Origin of the sequence: Streptomyces sp. NPDC088350 (genome assembly GCF_044753545.1) — a bacterium.
Taxonomy (GTDB): domain Bacteria; phylum Actinomycetota; class Actinomycetes; order Streptomycetales; family Streptomycetaceae; genus Streptomyces.
Map to the genome: position 1 here is coordinate 745,842 of NZ_JBIVNL010000005.1, position 16,706 is coordinate 762,547.

Below are 16,706 nucleotides of genomic sequence, written 5' to 3' on the forward strand. Positions count from 1 at the left end.
GCCATACCCACGGCTCCGTTCGCGCCCACGCTCACTGTCGTGCTCGTGCCCTCTATCGCATCCGCCGCCGCACCTTCGTCCGCGTCCACCGTCGTGCCGCGCACCATGCCCACCGCGAGGACGTGCTTGCAGGGGCCGCGTCCGCCCCGGTACTTCGCCCACCAGAAGCAGGTGCAGCTCAGCCGGCCCGATGCCTCGTCGGTGCGGACCACATGGGCGTCGTCGCCCTTTCCGACCCGGGCCAGCGGGCCGTCGAGACCCACCGCCCCGGCCACGACGAGTGCCCGCGCCGCGCGCAGCCGGGGGTTGCGTGTCTCGGCGGCGCTCGCCCGGTAGGGCAGGTGGCGGTGGAAGTACGCCTCCTCGGCGAGGTCGTAGCCGATCTGACCGGACGTGCCCAGCGCGGTCAGCGCGGCACGCACCCGGCCGGCCGGGAGACCTGTCTGCCCGGACAGTTCGCCGATGTCGATCCTCGGCTCCCAGGCGAGCAGTTCGGCGACCCGTTCGACGTCCGCAGCCGCAGGCCCGGTGGCGAGGTCCTGGAGCACTCCGCCCTCGCCGGAGAAGCCGCGTGAGCCGCTCTGGGAGAGCATCAACGTCAGCCGCATGCCCGGCAGTTGGACCTCCCAGGCGACGGCTGCGGCGCCGTCCCCGTCGGCCGGGGCGTTCGGCGCGTACAGCCGTACGGTCGTCGCGTGCCGGAGTACCGTCAGCAGGGTCAGCAGCCGTTCCGGGCCGGGCAGGCACACCGCGTTCGGTGCCGGTCTGGTCGTGGGGCGCAGGGTACGGCCCGCGGGTATCACCCAGCGCGTCGTACGGGCGTCGGACTGCCGGGTGGGCCGGGGCAGCGCCCGCAGCACGGCCGCCGCCTCCGCCGCGGGTACCTCGGCCCTGAGCATGAAGCCCGCCGCGAGGACCTAGGCCTCGGCGAAGCCGCGCAGCCAGCGCTCCGGCAGCGGGACCTTCTTCTCCACGAACTCGCCGTCGAAGGTGCGGACCGCCAACTCCTCGGGTCCTACGGCCAGATGGAGCGGGTCGAGACCACCGAGCCCGGCGAGTGCCCGGCGCAGCGGCGGGTTGACGTCCACGTTCGTGGTGCCGTGCCCGACGTCGTCGCCGTCGAGGCCGGGGGCGAGCACGTCGAGCCGGGCGTAGACACCGCAGCAGCCGGAGAAGGACTCCAGGCGCAGCCGGTCGCCGTCGGCCGTCACCACCGGATCGAGCGAGGAACCGCCGCCCGGCGGGTAGTAGCGGGCGGCGGCCACGTCGGCGACCGCGAGCAGTGCCGTGGCCGCGGCGGCCGGCGCGGTCAGGAACCCGCTGAAGAAGTGGGGGTTCGCCACCTCTCCGGCCGGCGTGACACCGCCGGAGGTCTCCAGCGCGAGACTGCGCCCGGCCGTGGAGTCACGCACGGCCGAGGGACGTAAGTAGGCGTAGGACTGCATGAGTTGAGTCACGCGCACACGCTACGACCGCCGACTGACACCGGGTCGCGGGGCGTCGCCCTGCTGCGGCGAGGAGCGCGGTACCGGTTTCACCGGGGCCCGCATCCCTGAGAACGCTCTGAAACCACGCTGAATGGGAGGTCGGCCACCCTCTGCGGCATGACGACAACGGCCCCGCCAGGGGCAGCGGTCCGGGAGGGGATCACCATGAGCGGCTCGCGCGGGATCCGTGGGCTGATCCGTCGGCACGCGGTGGCCTTCGGACGCTTCGCCGGGCTCGGCAGCGGGGTCACCCTGGCTGCCTCGGCGGTCCTGGTCCTGCTCTCGCAGTGGATCCCGTGGCCGGCGGCCAACGCGCTGACCACCGTCGCCTCCACCGCGATCGCCACCGAACTGCACGCCCGCGTCGCGTTCGGCCACGGACGGCCGGGCCTCGCCGGGCACTTGAAGAGCGCGGCCACCATCGCCGTCGGCTGGCTGGTCACATCAGGCGCGGTCGGGGCGCTGGCCGCGCTCCGCCCCGGCGCCGGACTCGTCCTCCAGCAGACGGTGTATCTGTCGGCGACCGCGCTCGTGGGAATCGGCCGGTATCTCGTGCTGCGGCTGGCCGTGTTCGCGGAGCGCGCCCCGCGAACACGGGCCGGCGGCGACGTGCGGTTGCGGGCCGTGTACGACGCGACGGCGTGAGGGCCGGCGGGACCACCACGGCAACCGCTACTCGTAGGAACCGCCCCGAGCCTAAAGTCTCCCGCGTGACAGATCCCTCCTACCTCGCCGCGATCCGGACGTCGTACGACACCGTCGCCGCCGACTACGTCCAACTCGTCAAGGATCCGGCCGAGTTGGACCCGCTGTCCCGCGCGATGCTGGCCGCGTTCGCCGAGACCGTGCGGGCGGCGGACCTCGGGCCGGTGGCCGACCTGGGCTGCGGGCCCGGCAAAGTCACCGCGTATCTGGCGGAGTTGGGGGTGTCCGTCCTCGGTATCGACATCTCCCCGAAGATGATCGAACTGGCCCGGCGGGCCCACCCGGGTCTGGCCTTCACCGTGGGCTCGATGACCGCGCCGGAGATCGGGGACGACGAGCTGGGCGGCGTCCTCGCCCACTACTCGACCCACCACACGCCACCTGATCAACTCCCGCTCGTCTTCGCCGAGTTCCACCGCATGCTCGCCCCGGGCGGCCATCTGATGCTGGCCGGCCATGTGGGAGACCACCAACTGCTGCGCCCGACACAGGCGTACGGCGGCCACCCCGTGTCGTACGAGTCCCATCTGCTCCCACCGGACCGGATCGCCGAGTTGCTGGAAGGCGCCGGACTCGCGCTCACCGCCCGGCTGGTCCAGGAGCCCGCCGAAGGCGCGAAGAGGACGTACGCCACCTTCCTGGCCCGGAAACCGGAACGCCCTTCGCCGTCGTAGCGCCGTTGCGGAAGCCGGGGCCGACCGCGTCTACACCTCGATGTGCGAGCCCACGATGACCGTGCGGTCGCGGGGCAGGCCGAAATGTTCGCCAGCGTGCCGGGGACGTCCGGTGTCTCCGTGTAGCCGAACCTGGCGGTGACATGGACGATCCCGTCGTCGCCGTAGCCGAGGCCGTCGATGACGATCCGCTGGTCGGCCGGGACGCGGGGAACGGGCTCGGGCTCGATGGAGAGGATCACGACCTGGTCGTCCCGCACATGGTTGTGTTCCACGTTCGCGCGCATGGCCAACGGCGCCGTCTCCTTGCCCCGGTTGAGGAAGACCGCCGTGCCAGGCACCTCCAGCACCGGCCGCTCCCCACTGCGGAGTTGGTCGACGAACTCACGCAAGGACCCTTCGTGCTCCGCCCGTTCCGCGGTGAGGCCGATCAGCAGGGGCAGCCACGCGCCGTGGACGAGCTTGGTCAGGTTGGCCGCCACGAACAGCAGGTCGACGGAGAGCAGGAGGGTCGCGCCGGTCACGAGCAGCCACACGGGCGTGCCCCATCTCGCGCGGGCGACGTAGAAGGACAGCAGGGTCGTGATCGTGATGGTGCCGGTGACCGCCATGCCGAAGGCGAAGGCCAGCGCCGTGGAACTGCGGAACGCGAAGACCAGGGTGAGGACCGAGACCATCAGCAGCCAGTTGATCCAGGGGACGTAGCTCTGGCCGTACTCCCTCCGGCTCGAACGCTCCGTCCGGCTCCGTTCCGTCCGCCTCGGATGCTCCGTCCGCCTCGGCTGCGTGCCGGCACTCGGCCATGGTGATTCCTCCTCCTCGCGGACCGCCGCGCCGCGCACCCGGTGCGTCGGGGCGGACCCTACCGATGCCCCGGCGCGATCATCCGCAGGTGTGCCCCGCCGTCTCGCGCACCGTGTCGCCGTAGGCGGTCCGCCAATCGGGCCACCGACCCCGAATTGGCCTTGGTCCGAGGGTCCGCGCGGCGGTTAGCGTCGGCACATGCGGATTCGAATCGTCGACGCCTTCACCGACCGTCCCTTCGCCGGCAACCCGGCCGGGGTGCTGCTTCTCGACGCCTTCCCGGAGGACGACCGGCTCCAGCAGATCGCGCTGGAGGTGAATCACGCCGAGACGGCGTTCGCGCACCGGCTGCCCGCGGGCGGGGACGCCGACTGGGCGTTGCGGTGGTTCACGCCGGCGGCCGAGGTCGCGATGTGCGGGCACGCGACCCTCGCCACGGCCCATGTGCTGCACACCACCGGCGCCCATGAGGGAACGGTGCGGTTCGCCACACGGAGCGGGGTGCTGATCGCCACGCCGTCGGACGACGGGTCGATCACCCTCGACTTCCCGACCGCCCCGCTCACCCCCGTCGAGATCCCGGACGGTGTCGCCGAGGCGCTGGGCGCCGAGCCGCTCACCGCGTTCGACACCGGCCCGAACATCAGCGACCTCCTCGTCGAACTCGCCGACGAGAAGACCGTCGTAGGACTCGCCCCCGACCACAGGGCCCTCGCCGCGTACTCCGAGCGCGGCATCATCGCCACCGCACGGGCCGAAGACCCCACCCGGGGCTACGACTTCGTGTCGCGCTGCTTCTTCCCGAACATCGGTATCGACGAGGACCCGGTCACCGGCAGTGCGCACACGGCGCTGGCTCCCTACTGGTCCGAGCGGCTCGGGAGCGCTGTCCTCACCGGGCTTCAGGCCTCGCCGCGCTCCGGGCTCGTCCGTACCGAACTGCGCGGCGACCGGACCCTGTTGACCGGTCGCGCGGTCACCGTCATCGACGGCGAACTGCTCGCCTGAGCCCCAAGAGACCCGCGCTGCCGACGAGTTACGCCGTCGGCAGCCACCCCACCTTCCCCGCCAGCAGCGCGTAGCCGACGAACGCCCCGATGTCGAGCAGGGAATGCGCCACCACCAGGGGACCCACCCGGCCCCAACGCCGGTACAGGTAGACGAACACCACGCCCATCACCATGTTGCCGACGAACCCGCCGATGCCCTGGTAGAGGTGGTAGCTACCGCGCAGTACGGAACTGGCCACCAGCGCGGTGCCAGGCGTCCAGCCCAACTGGCCCAGCCTGCGCAGCAGATAGCCCACCACGATGACCTCTTCGAGGATCGCGTTCTGCATCGCGGAGAGGATCAGGACCGGGTACTTCCACCAGACGTCGGGCAGCGCCTCCGGTACCACCGTGAGGTTGAAGCCGAGGCCGCGTGCGGCCAGGTAGAAGGCGATTCCGGTGCTGCCGATGACCGCCGCGATCGCCGCCCCGCGGCCCAGGTCGGGCCAGGGGCGGGTGCGGTCGAAGCCGATCGTGCGCAGGCTCTCGCCCTCCCGCAGGAGGAAGTGCGCGACGAGGGCGACGGGGACGAGTGCCGACGCGATCCCGAACAGCTGCCAGGCGAGATCGAGCCATGGGCGGCCCGGCGCGGCCGAGGCGTTGAGGGTGGCCGCCTGGTCCTTGAGGCCGCCCGGTTTCGTGACCGATCCGACAAAGCTGATCAGGGCGGACACTCCACTCGCACCGAGCGAAAGCCCCAGAACGAGCAGTGCCTCTGACCGGAGAATCCCCCGTGTGGGCCGCTCCAGCGGAAGAGTTTCGGCCACCTGCCCTGCCTCCACCTGCACACCTGCCTTCAGTTCGGAATTCCCGCCTCATGCCCATCTTCGTCCCGCTAGGGTCTCGAAAGAACTTACGAAAGATCGTGCGCGACAGGCCGTTGGGGGAGACGGAGGCACGAGGTTCAACAGGGAGGGGCACCACCGTCATGGGACGTCACAGCTTGCCCGATCAGTACGGGGCGGGCGGCAGCGACCCCCGTCCTCGGGCGCGCCGCCGTTCGGTGGCCATCGCCACGGTCCTCGTGCTCACTGTCGCCGGCGGTACCGCGGTCGCGGTGCGGAGCGGGCTGCTCTCCTTCGGTTCCTCCTGCCGGAGGGACGCGGTACGGCTGAAGCTCGCCGCCTCCCCCGACATGGCTCCCGCCCTCCGCGTGGCGGCCGGACAGGCCCGCGACGAGAACATCACGTCCGACGGGCAGTGCCTGAACATCTCGGTGACCGCCGAGGAGTCGTACAAGTTCGCGGACACGCTCAAGGCGGGCAAGCACCCGGACATCCAGGTGTGGGTGCCCGACTCGGAGTTGTGGGTGAACCATGTGTCGTCGGCCGCGAACAGCAACGCGACGGAGGTGACCCCGGCGGGGAACGTGGCCTCGACGCCGGTCGGGGTGGCGATGGTACCGGCCGCCGCGAAGTCGCTGGGGTGGCCGAAGAAGACGTACACCTGGCTGGACCTGGCCGGTGCCACCCTCCGGGACGACTCGCTGCGGCTGGGCGCGGCCGACCCGGCGCGCAGCGCGACGGGGCTGCTGGCGCTCACGCAGTTGAGTACGGCCGCCGCCAAGGTCAAGGGCGGGGCCACGCAGGCGGCGGCGATGATGAAGACGCTGTCGCAGCGGATCTCGGACACCGACAGTCAGGTCCTGGACACCCTGCCGCGTGACTCCTCAGGCACCGAGCAGGGCAATCCGAAGCGGAACCAGGCGCTGGTCCTCAGCGAGCAGTCGGCGTTCGCGTACAACGCGTCGGCGGACGGCGACGGGAGTCTCGACCTCTTCTATCCGAAGGACGGCTCGCCGCGGCTCGACTACCCGTACAACCTGGTCGACCAGGAGCGGCTGACGACGGACGAGAGCCGGGCGGCGATCCGGTTCATGACGTATCTCAGCCGGCCGGCGCAGCAGAGGCTCATGGTGAAGTACGGCTTCCGCACGGATGACGACGCCGCGCCGAAGGCGGTGGTGGCCGAGGCCGGCGGCACCAGTCCGCAGCCGTACGCCTCGGCACCGGCCGAGCAGGCCTCCGACGCGGCGCTCCAGGAGGCCCTGGGCACCTGGACGATCACGGTGCAGAGCGCGCGGATCACCACGGTCGTCGACGCGTCGTCCTCGATGTCGGAGTCGGTGCCGGGGACCGGGCAGTCGCGGATGGACGTCACGAAGGCGTCGCTGCTCCAGGCGCTGGCCACGTTCACGCCCGAGGACGAGATCGGGCTGTGGGAGTTCTCCACGAAGCTCGACGGCGACAAGGACTACCGCATCCTGGTGCCGACCGAGCGACTCGGCGACCGCAAGGGCGACGGCACCCAACGGGACACGCTGTCAGCGGCGTTCGGCGCGCTGAAGCCGGTGCCGAACGGGGCGACCGGGCTCTACGACACCACGCTCGCCGCGTACAGGTCGGCCACCTCCTCTTATGTGAAGGGGAAGTTCAACGCGCTGGTCATCCTGACCGACGGGGTCAACCAGGACCCCGGCAGCATCTCCCGCTCCACGCTTCTCAACCAGTTGCAGCAACTCGCCAGTCCGGAGCGGCCGGTGCCGCTGATCATGATCGCGGTGGGCCCGGAGGCCGACAAGGAGGAGGCCCGCCAGATCGCCGAGGCGACCGGCGGCTCGGGCCACGAGGTGAGTGACCCGGCCCAGATCCAGTCGGTGATCCTCCAGGCGATCGTGGCCGCGGGCGCGTCGGGCGCGTCCGCCAACGCGGGCTGAAGCAGCAGTAGTTCACCCGCCTCCGCCAACTCCTGCTGAGGCAACCGCCGTTCACCCCAGCGGCACCGTCTCCGGCAGCCCCACCGGCCAGGTGTGGACCGGTTCCCCGAAGTGCATCAACTCGCTGTAGCGGCGGGTCGTGGCGGCGAAGGCGGCTTCCCTGGTGAGGCCCTGTTCCAGAGCGCGGTGGAACGTGGCTGACTGCCAGGTCGCGCCGTTGGCCCGGCGGCGGCAGCGTTCGTCGATCACGCCCAAGTACAGGTCCCGGTCGGCCGGTTCGATCCCCCACGCGTCCAGGCCCGCCTCCGCGAGCGGCAGCAGTTCGTCGCGTACGAGGGCCACCGCGTCGATCTCGGCGGTGCCGCCCAGGCGTCCGCGCCGGGGCCAGAGGAGGCGGGCGTCGATGCCGTGGCGGCACGCGGTGTCGAAGTTGGCGGCGGCGGCCTCGAAGGGCAGCCGGGTCCACACCGGCCGCGACTCCTCGGCGAGGGCGCGGACGACGCCGTAGTAGAAGGCGGTGTTGGCGATGACGTCGGTGACGGTGGGGCCGGCGGGCAGGACGCGGTTCTCGACGCGCAGGTGCGGGACGCCGTCGGCGATGCCGTAGACCGGGCGGTTCCAGCGGTACACCGTGCCGTTGTGCAGGACGAGTTCGGCGAGGGTGGGGATGCCGCCCGCGTCGAGGACGTCGAGGGGTTCCTCGTCGTCGTGGATCGGGAGCAGGGGCGGGAAGAAGCGCAGGTTCTCCTCGAAGAGGTCGTACGCCGAGGTGACCCAGCGTTCGCCGAACCAGGTGCGGGGGCGTACGCCCTGGGCCTGGAGTTCGGGCGGGCGGGTGTCGGTGGCCTGCTGGAACAGCGGGGGGCGGGACTCGTGCCACAGCTCACGGCCGAACAGGAAGGGCGAGTTGGCGCCCACGGCGACCTGCGCGGCGGCGACGGCCTGGGCCGCGTTCCACACGTCCGCGAAGCGGTCAGGGGTGACCTGGAGGTGCAACTGCACGGAGGTGCAGGCGGCTTCGGGCGCGATGGAGCCCGAGGTACAGGTGAGGTGCTCGACGCCGTCGATGTCGAGGACGAAATCCTCGCCGCGGGCGGCCACGATCTGATCGTTGAGCAGGGTGTAGCGGTCGACCGCGGAGAGGTTCGAGGAGACCAGGTCGTCCCGGTCGAGCGTCGGCAGAATACCGATCATCACTATTCCGGCGTCGACCTCGCCCGCTTTCCGATGGGCATATGCCAGCGACGTACGGATCTCCTCGGCGAGCCGGTCGAATACCCGGCCCTCCAATCGATGTGGGGCAATGTTGACTTCCAGATTGAACATGGCGAGTTCTGTTTGGAAATCTCGGCTCGCGATGCGTTCGAGAACCTGCGCATTCAACATTTTCGGCATGCCGTCGGCGCCTGCGAGGTTGAGTTCGATCTCCAGCCCCATGAGGTTCTTCGGGCGGTCGAACCGCTTCTCGGCCAGCAGCCGCTCCAGTCCCGTCAGGCACCGCCGCAGCTTGGCGCGGTGGCGCCGGCGGTCTGCGAGCTCGAACGGCCCCGCCACGACCTTCTCCCCCACGATGCGTCACCTCCTCGTCCCGGGTCAGGAAGGATGATGCCCAGACCTGGCGATCGATAACGTCCCGGAGCGGCCCGGCGCCCGCTACTCTGGTCGAACGTGACCCGCGGCACATTCACGAGGCATGCGGCATCGTGCGGTTCCGCACTCCATGAGTACCTCGTGAAAAACGCCGACGACAATTGGCCGACCGCATCGGTGCCATATCCCGAGGTCATCGCCGCAGGACCGGTTCGGAACAGGGGTGATTCCCGCGAATCGCTGGCCGAATAGCCCCTTGTTGTTCATACGGGAAACGGTTAGACGAAACATCGTCTGAACACGTGTCGTATAAACTCCGCGAACAAGGCAGAAGGTTGGTGCCCACGGTCCTGGTCCTGCCGTCGAGGTGACGTGCGGCAGGTCCTCCGCATGTTCACCCCACCCGGCCCCCGCCTCTCTGACCCCCCGAGAGCTGACAGCGCCGTCCGCCCCCGTCCCGCCCTCGCGCCACCGTGCCTGTCGAATGAGAGGCGACCCACCATGCCGCTGCATGTCCCCCCGGCTCCCGCGCCCGCCCTGCGCTCCGTTCTCACGGCACTCGGTTCCCCCACCGCAGTCCGCGAGGCCCGAACACCGTCCCTGCGTGCCGCGCAGGGACCGGCGACCCCCGAACTCCCGCTGCCCGTCCATGTGTTGGACAGCGTCGCCCCGGAGGGGGCGGCGGTCACCCGGCTGGCCGGCTGGCGTTTCCTGATCCGCTGCGGTGACCGCGCGGTCGCCGCGGCCGAGACGATGCTGACGCCCGACGGCTGGGCGTTCTCGCACTTCTTCGAGGGCCCGTACATCGCCGCCACCGAGCGGGCGCTGCGCCAGGCCGAGAACATGAAGGGCGCCTACCAGCCGCGCCTCCTCTCCGTGCCCGGCCTGTACATGCTCACGCTGTGGCTGCACGGCGACCTCACCGCGGACGGCGCCGACGGCCACCCCGCCGCGTCCGACCTCCTGGTCCCGCTGGCCCCGGCACCGCCCGGCATCGCGGCCCACCGTCCACACCGGGTCGCCGAGTTGCTGCCGGTGCTGACCCATCGGGTGACTCCCGCGCCCCTGCTCGGCTCCCCCGCCTGAGTTTCCCCCTCCGTCGCCGCCGTACCCCGCCGCCGAATTCCCGGCAGCGGGGTACGATCGCGTTTCCGGCCCTATTACGCTCGTAACGCTCGTACGAGCAGGAAAAAGCTCGTACGAGCTGGGAATTGGGATGAACCGTCCGCGCGGGTGAAGCGTCACTAACCTGTGAGAAGCGGTGCTGCTAAATCCCTGCGGATTGACGCCCGTGGGGCAACACTGGGTTCGGACCGACTCAACACCACGGGGGACGGACATGACCACAACAGAGCGAGAGATCCCACCAATGTGCAAGCACCAGCCACCGTGTCCCACAGCCGAATCCGCCGACCGGGAATCCGCCCGCCTCATGGCGCACCACCCGGAACAGGGTTGGAGTCTGCTGTGCAACGGCGTTCTCCTGTTCGAGGACACCGGTGAGCTCCTGCCCGACGGCCAGATCATCGCCCCGCACCGTCAGGTGATGACTGCCGCTTGAGCAATTCAAGAACATGAGGGGCCGGCCGCACACACGAGGTGCGCACCGGCCCCGACGCATTTCCGGGGCCGATCACTCCCCGTAGTCGGCCGCTATCGGAGTGCCTCCCGAAGTGCGTCATAGGCGGGCTTGGGCGCGAGTTGCTCGTCCCAGGGAAGGGCGGCTCCCTCGCCCGGGAAGAACGCCGGAATCCACGAATACCTGTCCGTGTAATCCCATACGGTCACCCCGGCACACCGGCGCACCGCGAGGCACGCCTCGGTCAGGTCCCGGTACCAGGTGGCCTGTTCGGCCAACTTGGCGTCCGTCGCCGGGAGTTGCATCCGTACGTCGACCTCGGTGAGCGCGGTGTCGAGCCCGAGGCGGGAGAAGCGGCGGAGGTTGTCCTCCAGGGACGTCGGATAGCCGTACTGGAGCGCCAGGTGGGCCTGCAGCCCGATGCCGTCGAGCGGGACGTGCCGCGCCTTCAGCTCCTTGGCCAGGGCGTAGTAGGCGTCGCTCTTCGGGCCGGTGGCCTCGATGTTGTAGTCGTTGAGGTACAACTTCGCGTGCGGGTCGGCCTGGTGGGCCCAGCGCAGCGCGTCGGCGATGTAGCCGGGGCCGAGCGTCCGGTACCAGAGGGTGTCGCGGTAGGTGCCGTCCTCGTTGAAGGCCTCGTTGACGACGTCCCAGGAGTAGACCTTGCCGCGGTAGTGCCGTACCTCGGTGGTGATGTGCTTCTTCAGTACGGCCCTCAGCTCGTCCGCCGTCCACGTGCCGGACGTGAGCCAGTCGGGCAACTGGCTGTGCCAGACCAGGGTGTGGGCGCGGACCCGCTGGTGGTGCGCGCGGGCGAGGTTCACGATCTGGTCGCCGTTGGTCCAGTCGAAGACGCCCTGTTGGGGCTCGGTGGCGTACCACTTCATGCCGTTGCCCGGCGTGATCATGTCGAACTCGCTGCCGAGGAGCGCCGTGTACGCGGTGTCGGTCAGCTCGGGGTTGTCGGTGGCGCTGCCGAAGTAGCGGCCGTGGCGCTCGGCGAGTTGGGCGAGGGTGGCCGGCTTCTCGTGGGCCTGGGCGGGCGGGCCGGTGGCGATCCCCGCCGCGATGAGGACGGCGGCGAGAGCGCCCGCGAGCCTGAGTCTGTTCCTGGGCATGGTGCGACTCCTGTTCATGGGTGAGCAGTTCGTCGGGTGGCGCCCGTGCTGGTTGGGGTCGAAAGTTTCGATGTCAATCCAGAATGTTGTGCTGCTGCGGCTCGTAGTCGAACCAGTCGAAGGCCGCCGCGCCCTCGGTGACGTACATGCCGATGACACGGCCGGTGAAGCCTCCGGCGACCTGGGTGGAGAGATAGCGGCCGTCCAACACGGCCAGTTCTACGGCGCCTTCGGGACCCACGACGGAGAAGGCGAGGGTGTCGGGGCCGCGCGTGACGACATCGGCCGTGCCGATGTCGACGGCCAGGGTCAGCGGACCGGGCGGCACCGGGCAGTCGGCGACGCGCTGCCGTACCGGGCCGATCCGCGCGACCACGCTCACCGCTCCCCCGGCGACCTCGATGTCGTAGTGATGCGCCTCGTCCATGCGGACGGAGAGGCCGGCGCGCCCGGAGCCGGGGTCGATGCGGACCGCCGCCCGGCAGTCGGGGTGCTGCTGCCGGCGTCCGAGGAAAGCGGGGCCCGTCTGCGCGTCCAGGGTCAGCCAGCCCGGCCGCTCGGTCAGGGACCAGCTCCCGTCCGGCCTGCTTCGCGGGGAGATCCAGGAGAAGGCGAGGGCCGGGGCGTCGAAGTCGTCGCGTACCGGCGGGAGTTGGAAGGGGTGCCAGGCCGCCGGAGCCGGGTGCTGTTCCCGTACCGGGCCGACCCTCGGCCAGCCGTCCACCCACTCCACCGGGGTCAGGAACGTCTCGCGGCCCAGGACGTGGAAGCCGGGGAACCAGCCGCGGGGGCGGGTGCCGAGCAGCACCATCCACCAGGTGCCGTCGGGGGCGGTGACCAGGTCGGCGTGGCCGGTGCTCTGGACGGGGAGGTCGGTGCTGCGGTGGGAGAGGATCGGGTTGGCGGGGGCCGGTTCGTAGGGGCCGCGCGGGGAGCGGGCGCGGGCGATCGAGACGCCGTGGCCGTGCGCGGTGCCGCCCTCGGCCAGCATCAGGTACCACCAGTCGCCGACGCGGTAGAGGTGCGGGGCCTCCGGGTGCTGGAGTCCGGTGCCGGACCAGACCGGGAGCGGGCCCTCCAGGACCTTGCCGGTCGTCGTGTCGATGCGGGCCACTTTCACCCCGGCCACCGCACACCAGCAGTTCCCGTCCTCGTCCCAGGCCAGGTCGGGGTCGATGCCGGGCACGTCGACGAGTACCGGGTCCGACCAGGGGCCCTCGGGACGGTCGGCGGTGACGAGGAAGGTGCCCTTGCCGCCCACGTCGGTGGTGATCAGGTGGAAGCGGCCGTCGTGGTGGCGGAGGGTCGGGGCGTAGACGCCGGCCGAGGCGGGGGTGTCGTCCGGCAGGTCCAACTGACCCGGCCGGTCGAGGACGTTGCCGATCTGGCGCCAGTGCACCAGGTCCCTGCTGTGGAACAGCGGCACCCCGGGGAAGTACTCGAAGCTGGAGCACGCGAGGTAGTAGTCCTCGCCGACCCGGCAGACGCTGGGGTCGGGATGGAAACCGCCGATGACCGGGTTGTCGTACGTCCGCATACGCCTCGGGCCCTCCGTCCGGCCGTGTTCGAAAGTTTCGGGCCGATTGACGAACATTACGGAGCGGGACTGTAGGTGGATCCGGGCACGGCGGCAAGGTTCTGCGCGGAGGTGAGTTGAAGGCTGAGCACCATCGTGAGGCCGCCGCCGGGTGTGTCCTCGGCGCCGAGTGTGCCGCCGAGGGCCTCGGTGAAGCCACGTGCGACCGCGAGACCGAGGCCCACGCCCGCTCCGCGCGGGGCGTCGCCGTAGCGCTGGAAGGGTTCGAAGATGCGGTTCTTGGCCTCGTCGGGGACACCCGGGCCCCGGTCGACCACGCGGATCTCCACGCGGTCGGCGATGGCACTCGCCTTGACCAGTACGGGAGTTGCGTCCAGGCTGTACTTGACGGCGTTCTCGACCAGGTTGGCCACCGCGCGTTCCAGGAGCCCGGGGTCGACGGCCACCATCGGCAGGGTCTCGGGAATGTCGAGTTCGACGCTGTCCTCGGGGACCCCGCCGAGCGCCATCGGGACGACCTCGTCGAGGTCCACCTCGCGGATGATCGGGGTGACCGTGCCGGTCTGGAGACGGGACATGTCAAGGAGGTTCCCGACGAGGTTGGCGAGGCGGTCGGCACCGTCCTCGATGCCGGCCAGGAGTTCCGCCCGGTCCTCCTCCGACCAGTCGACGTCCTCGGAGCGGAGGGAAGTGACAGCCGCTTTGATGCCGGCGAGCGGGGTGCGCAGGTCGTGGCTGACGGCGGCGAGCAGGGCCGTGCGGATGCGGTTGCCCTCGGCCAACGCGCGTGCCTGATCGGCCTCTTCGCGCAGCCGGCGGCGGTCCAGTACGACGGCGGCCTGGGCGGCGAAGGCGGCCAGGACGCGGCGGTCCTCGGCCGGCAGCACCCGGCCCGAGAGCGCGAGGGCCATGTGGTCGCCGACCGGTACGTCGACGTCCGCGTCCTCGGGGTTCTGGCAGGGGCGCGGGCCGACACTGCCCGCGCAGGTCCAGGGCTCGACATCGCTCGCGCGTTCCAGCAGGGCCGCCGACTCCATGCCGAAGGTCTCGCGGACCCGTTCAAGGAGGGCTTCAAGGCTGGTCTCGCCGCGCAGCACGTTGCCCGCGAGGAAGGAGAGGATCTCCGACTCGGCGCGGAGGCGGGCCGCCTGGTGGGTGCGCCGGGCGGCCAGGTCGACGACCGACGCCACGGACACCGCGACGGCCACGAAGATCGCGATGGCGACGATGTTCTTGGGGTCGGCGATGGTGAAGGTGTGCACGGGCGGGGTGAAGAACCAGTTCAGCAGCAGCGATCCGACCGCCGCCGAGGCCAGCGCGGGAAAGAGTCCGCCGAGCAGGGCCGCCGCCACGGTCAGGGTCAGATACAGCAACATGTCGTTGGCCAGGCCCACTTCGGGCGCGACGCTGCTCAACAGCCAGGTCAGCAGCAGCGGTCCGCCGATACCGGCCAGCCAGCCCCAGACGATCCGGGCGCGGCCGAGCCGCGTACCCCGGTTCACGGGCAGTCCGCGCCCCTTGCCCGCCTCGTCGTGGGTGATCAGGTGGACGTCGAGATCGGGTCCCGAGTCCCGGGCGACCGTCGAGCCGACGCCGGGCCCGAAGACGTACTGCCAGCCCTTGCGACGGGAGACGCCGAGGACGATCTGGGTGGCGTTGACCCCGCGCGCGAAGTCCAGCAGGGCCACCGGGATGTTCTCGCCGACGACTTGGTGGAAGGTGCCGCCCAAATCCTCGACGAGGGTGCGCTGTTGGGCCAGTTCCTTCGGGGAAGCGGACGTCAGGCCGTCGCTGCGGGAGATGTAGACCGCCAACACCTCGCCGCCCGCGCCCTTTTCGGCCAGGCGCGCGGCCCGGCGAATCAGCGTGCGTCCCTCCGGACCACCGGTCAGTCCTACGACGATGCGTTCGCGCGAGCCCCAGATCGCCGAGACACGGTGTTCGCTGCGGTACTCCTGGAGGTAGGCGTCGACCCGGTCGGCGAGCCAGAGCAGCGCCAACTCCCGTAGCGCGGTGAGGTTTCCGGGCCGGAAGTAGTTCGACAGAGCCGCGTCGACCTTGTCCGGTGTGTAGATGTTGCCGTGCGCCATGCGTCGCCGAAGCGCGGGCGGTGACATGTCGACCAGCTCGATCTGGTCGGCCCGGCGGACGACCTCGTCCGGGACGGTCTCCTGTTGCCGTACGCCGGTGATGGACTCGACGATGTCGCCCAGGGATTCCAGGTGTTGGATGTTGACGGTCGAGATCACGTCGATGCCCGCCGCCAGCAGCTCCTCGACGTCCTGCCAGCGCTTGGCGTTGCGGGAGCCGGGGATATTGGTGTGCGGTAGCTCGTCCACGAGGGCCACTTCGGGGTGCCGGGCGAGGACCGTGTCGACGTCCATCTCGGTGAACCGTGTCTCCCGGTAGGCGAGTTCGCGGCGCGGGATCTGCTCCAGGCCGTGCAGCATCACCTCGGTGCGCGGTCTGCCGTGGTGTTCCACGAACGCGACCACGCAGTCGGTGCCGCGCTCGATACGGCGGTGCGCCTCGGACAGCATCGCGTACGTCTTGCCGACGCCCGGTGCCGCGCCGAGGTAGATCCGGAGCTTGCCGCGTGCCATGTCATCCTTCGAAGCGGTAGCCCATGCCGGGCTCGGTGATCAGATAGCGGGGGCTCGACGGGTCCCCCTCCAACTTCCTTCTCAACTGGGCCATGTAGACCCGGAGATAGTTGGTCTTGTTGCTCTGGGACACCCCCCACACCTCCTGCAACAGGTACTTCTGGGTGACGAGGCGGCCCGGGTTGGTGATCAGGATCTCCAGCAGATGCCACTCGGTGGGGGTGAGCCGGATGTCGTGGCCGCCGCGGGTGGCGCGCTTGGCGAGCAGGTCGATGGTGAAGTCGTCGGTGGTGACCAGGGTGGTCGTCGGGGCGAGCGGCACGTCCTCGACCCGGCGCACGGCCGCCCGTAGCCGGGCCAGGAGTTCGTCCATGCTGAACGGCTTCGTGATGTAGTCGTCGGCGCCCGCGTCGAGGGCGGCGACCTTCTCGTCGGAGGCCTGCCGCGCCGACAGCACCAGGATCGGGACCCGGGTCCAGCCGCGCAGCGCCTTGATGACGTCGACGCCGTCCATGTCGGGCAGTCCGAGGTCGAGCATCACGACGTCCGGCTGCCGCATGGCCGCGAGCCGCAGCGCGGTGGCACCGTCGGGGGCCGCGTCCACGCCGTACTGGCGGGCCTGCATGTTGATCACGAGGGCCCGTACGAGCTGCGGGTCGTCCTCCACCACCAGCACCCGTGTCATGGGGGTGTGCCTTTCGTGTGGTCCCTGGCATGGCGGCGGGAGTCGGCGGCGCCGGGATCCCTCCCGGGCCCCCGCCACCCCAGCCCGTCGCGTAACCCCAAAACGACTTACTCACAAGGGCCCTGAGCGCCAAGGTGAGATCCCGCACCGTAACCCCTG

The 16,706-nt window shown here is 70.5% G+C and carries 12 protein-coding genes and 2 pseudogenes; 6 read left to right on the top strand and 8 right to left on the bottom strand.

Features of this window, described 5'->3' with window-relative positions; all coding sequences use genetic code 11:
• Positions 1 to 98: 98 nt before the first annotated feature.
• A pseudogene (locus tag ACIQBL_RS21180) lies at positions 99 to 1,445 on the bottom strand (SWIM zinc finger family protein); the annotation flags it as partial.
• A 159-nt stretch (positions 1,446 to 1,604) separates the two neighbouring features.
• Here ACIQBL_RS21180 and ACIQBL_RS21185 point away from each other — a divergent pair.
• Positions 1,605 to 2,132: a hypothetical protein gene (locus ACIQBL_RS21185; RefSeq protein ID WP_401943956.1), complete on the top strand. Its 528-nt coding sequence runs from the start codon at positions 1,605 to 1,607 to the stop codon at positions 2,130 to 2,132.
• A 65-nt stretch (positions 2,133 to 2,197) separates the two neighbouring features.
• The gene (locus tag ACIQBL_RS21190) at positions 2,198 to 2,866 is read left to right on the top strand and encodes a class I SAM-dependent methyltransferase (protein ID WP_401943957.1); all 669 of its coding nucleotides are present in this window, start codon (positions 2,198 to 2,200) and stop codon (positions 2,864 to 2,866) included.
• Between the two features lie 98 nt (positions 2,867 to 2,964).
• Here ACIQBL_RS21190 and ACIQBL_RS21195 read toward each other — a convergent pair.
• Positions 2,965 to 3,708: pseudogene (locus ACIQBL_RS21195) on the bottom strand (KUP/HAK/KT family potassium transporter); the annotation flags it as partial.
• A 160-nt stretch (positions 3,709 to 3,868) separates the two neighbouring features.
• On the opposite strand from ACIQBL_RS21195, the gene ACIQBL_RS21200 reads away from it, so the two are divergent.
• Positions 3,869 to 4,678 carry a PhzF family phenazine biosynthesis protein gene (locus tag ACIQBL_RS21200; RefSeq protein ID WP_401943959.1) on the top strand — a complete coding sequence of 270 codons (810 nt, stop codon included), beginning with the start codon at positions 3,869 to 3,871 and terminating at the stop codon, positions 4,676 to 4,678.
• 28 nt (positions 4,679 to 4,706) lie between these two features.
• Here the strand turns inward: ACIQBL_RS21200 and ACIQBL_RS21205 are convergent, their stop codons facing one another.
• Positions 4,707 to 5,507, bottom strand: coding sequence for a CPBP family intramembrane glutamic endopeptidase (locus ACIQBL_RS21205; protein WP_401943960.1), 801 nt, complete (start codon positions 5,505 to 5,507; stop codon positions 4,707 to 4,709).
• 140 nt (positions 5,508 to 5,647) lie between these two features.
• Between ACIQBL_RS21205 and ACIQBL_RS21210 the strand changes: the two genes are divergently transcribed.
• The gene (locus ACIQBL_RS21210; RefSeq protein WP_401943962.1) at positions 5,648 to 7,435 is read left to right on the top strand and encodes a substrate-binding and VWA domain-containing protein; all 1,788 of its coding nucleotides are present in this window, start codon (positions 5,648 to 5,650) and stop codon (positions 7,433 to 7,435) included.
• 51 nt (positions 7,436 to 7,486) lie between these two features.
• Here ACIQBL_RS21210 and ACIQBL_RS21215 read toward each other — a convergent pair whose 3' ends face one another.
• Positions 7,487 to 9,004 (bottom strand): glutamate-cysteine ligase family protein, encoded by a 1,518-nt coding sequence (locus tag ACIQBL_RS21215; RefSeq protein ID WP_401943964.1) that lies wholly within the window; start codon positions 9,002 to 9,004, stop codon positions 7,487 to 7,489.
• A gap of 522 nt (positions 9,005 to 9,526) precedes the next feature.
• Here ACIQBL_RS21215 and ACIQBL_RS21220 point away from each other — a divergent pair.
• Positions 9,527 to 10,111 (top strand): hypothetical protein, encoded by a 585-nt coding sequence (locus ACIQBL_RS21220; RefSeq protein WP_401943965.1) that lies wholly within the window; start codon positions 9,527 to 9,529, stop codon positions 10,109 to 10,111.
• A gap of 283 nt (positions 10,112 to 10,394) precedes the next feature.
• Complete coding sequence (locus tag ACIQBL_RS21225) at positions 10,395 to 10,586, top strand: DUF5999 family protein (protein ID WP_329245543.1); 192 nt, start codon at positions 10,395 to 10,397, stop codon at positions 10,584 to 10,586.
• Positions 10,587 to 10,678: 92 nt separating this feature from the next.
• Here the strand turns inward: ACIQBL_RS21225 and ACIQBL_RS21230 are convergent, their stop codons facing one another.
• The 4 genes from ACIQBL_RS21230 to ACIQBL_RS21245 all read right to left on the bottom strand — a co-directional run bounded on the left by ACIQBL_RS21230 (position 10,679) and on the right by ACIQBL_RS21245 (position 16,547).
• Positions 10,679 to 11,722: an endo-1,4-beta-xylanase gene (locus ACIQBL_RS21230; RefSeq protein WP_401943966.1), complete on the bottom strand. Its 1,044-nt coding sequence runs from the start codon at positions 11,720 to 11,722 to the stop codon at positions 10,679 to 10,681.
• Between the two features lie 73 nt (positions 11,723 to 11,795).
• Positions 11,796 to 13,259, bottom strand: coding sequence for a glycoside hydrolase family 43 protein (locus tag ACIQBL_RS21235; RefSeq protein WP_401943968.1), 1,464 nt, complete (start codon positions 13,257 to 13,259; stop codon positions 11,796 to 11,798).
• Positions 13,260 to 13,315: 56 nt separating this feature from the next.
• Positions 13,316 to 15,862, bottom strand: coding sequence for a DUF4118 domain-containing protein (locus ACIQBL_RS21240; RefSeq protein WP_401943970.1), 2,547 nt, complete (start codon positions 15,860 to 15,862; stop codon positions 13,316 to 13,318).
• A gap of 1 nt (position 15,863) precedes the next feature.
• The gene (locus ACIQBL_RS21245) at positions 15,864 to 16,547 is read right to left on the bottom strand and encodes a response regulator (RefSeq protein WP_019059380.1); all 684 of its coding nucleotides are present in this window, start codon (positions 16,545 to 16,547) and stop codon (positions 15,864 to 15,866) included.
• Positions 16,548 to 16,706: the final 159 nt, after the last annotated feature.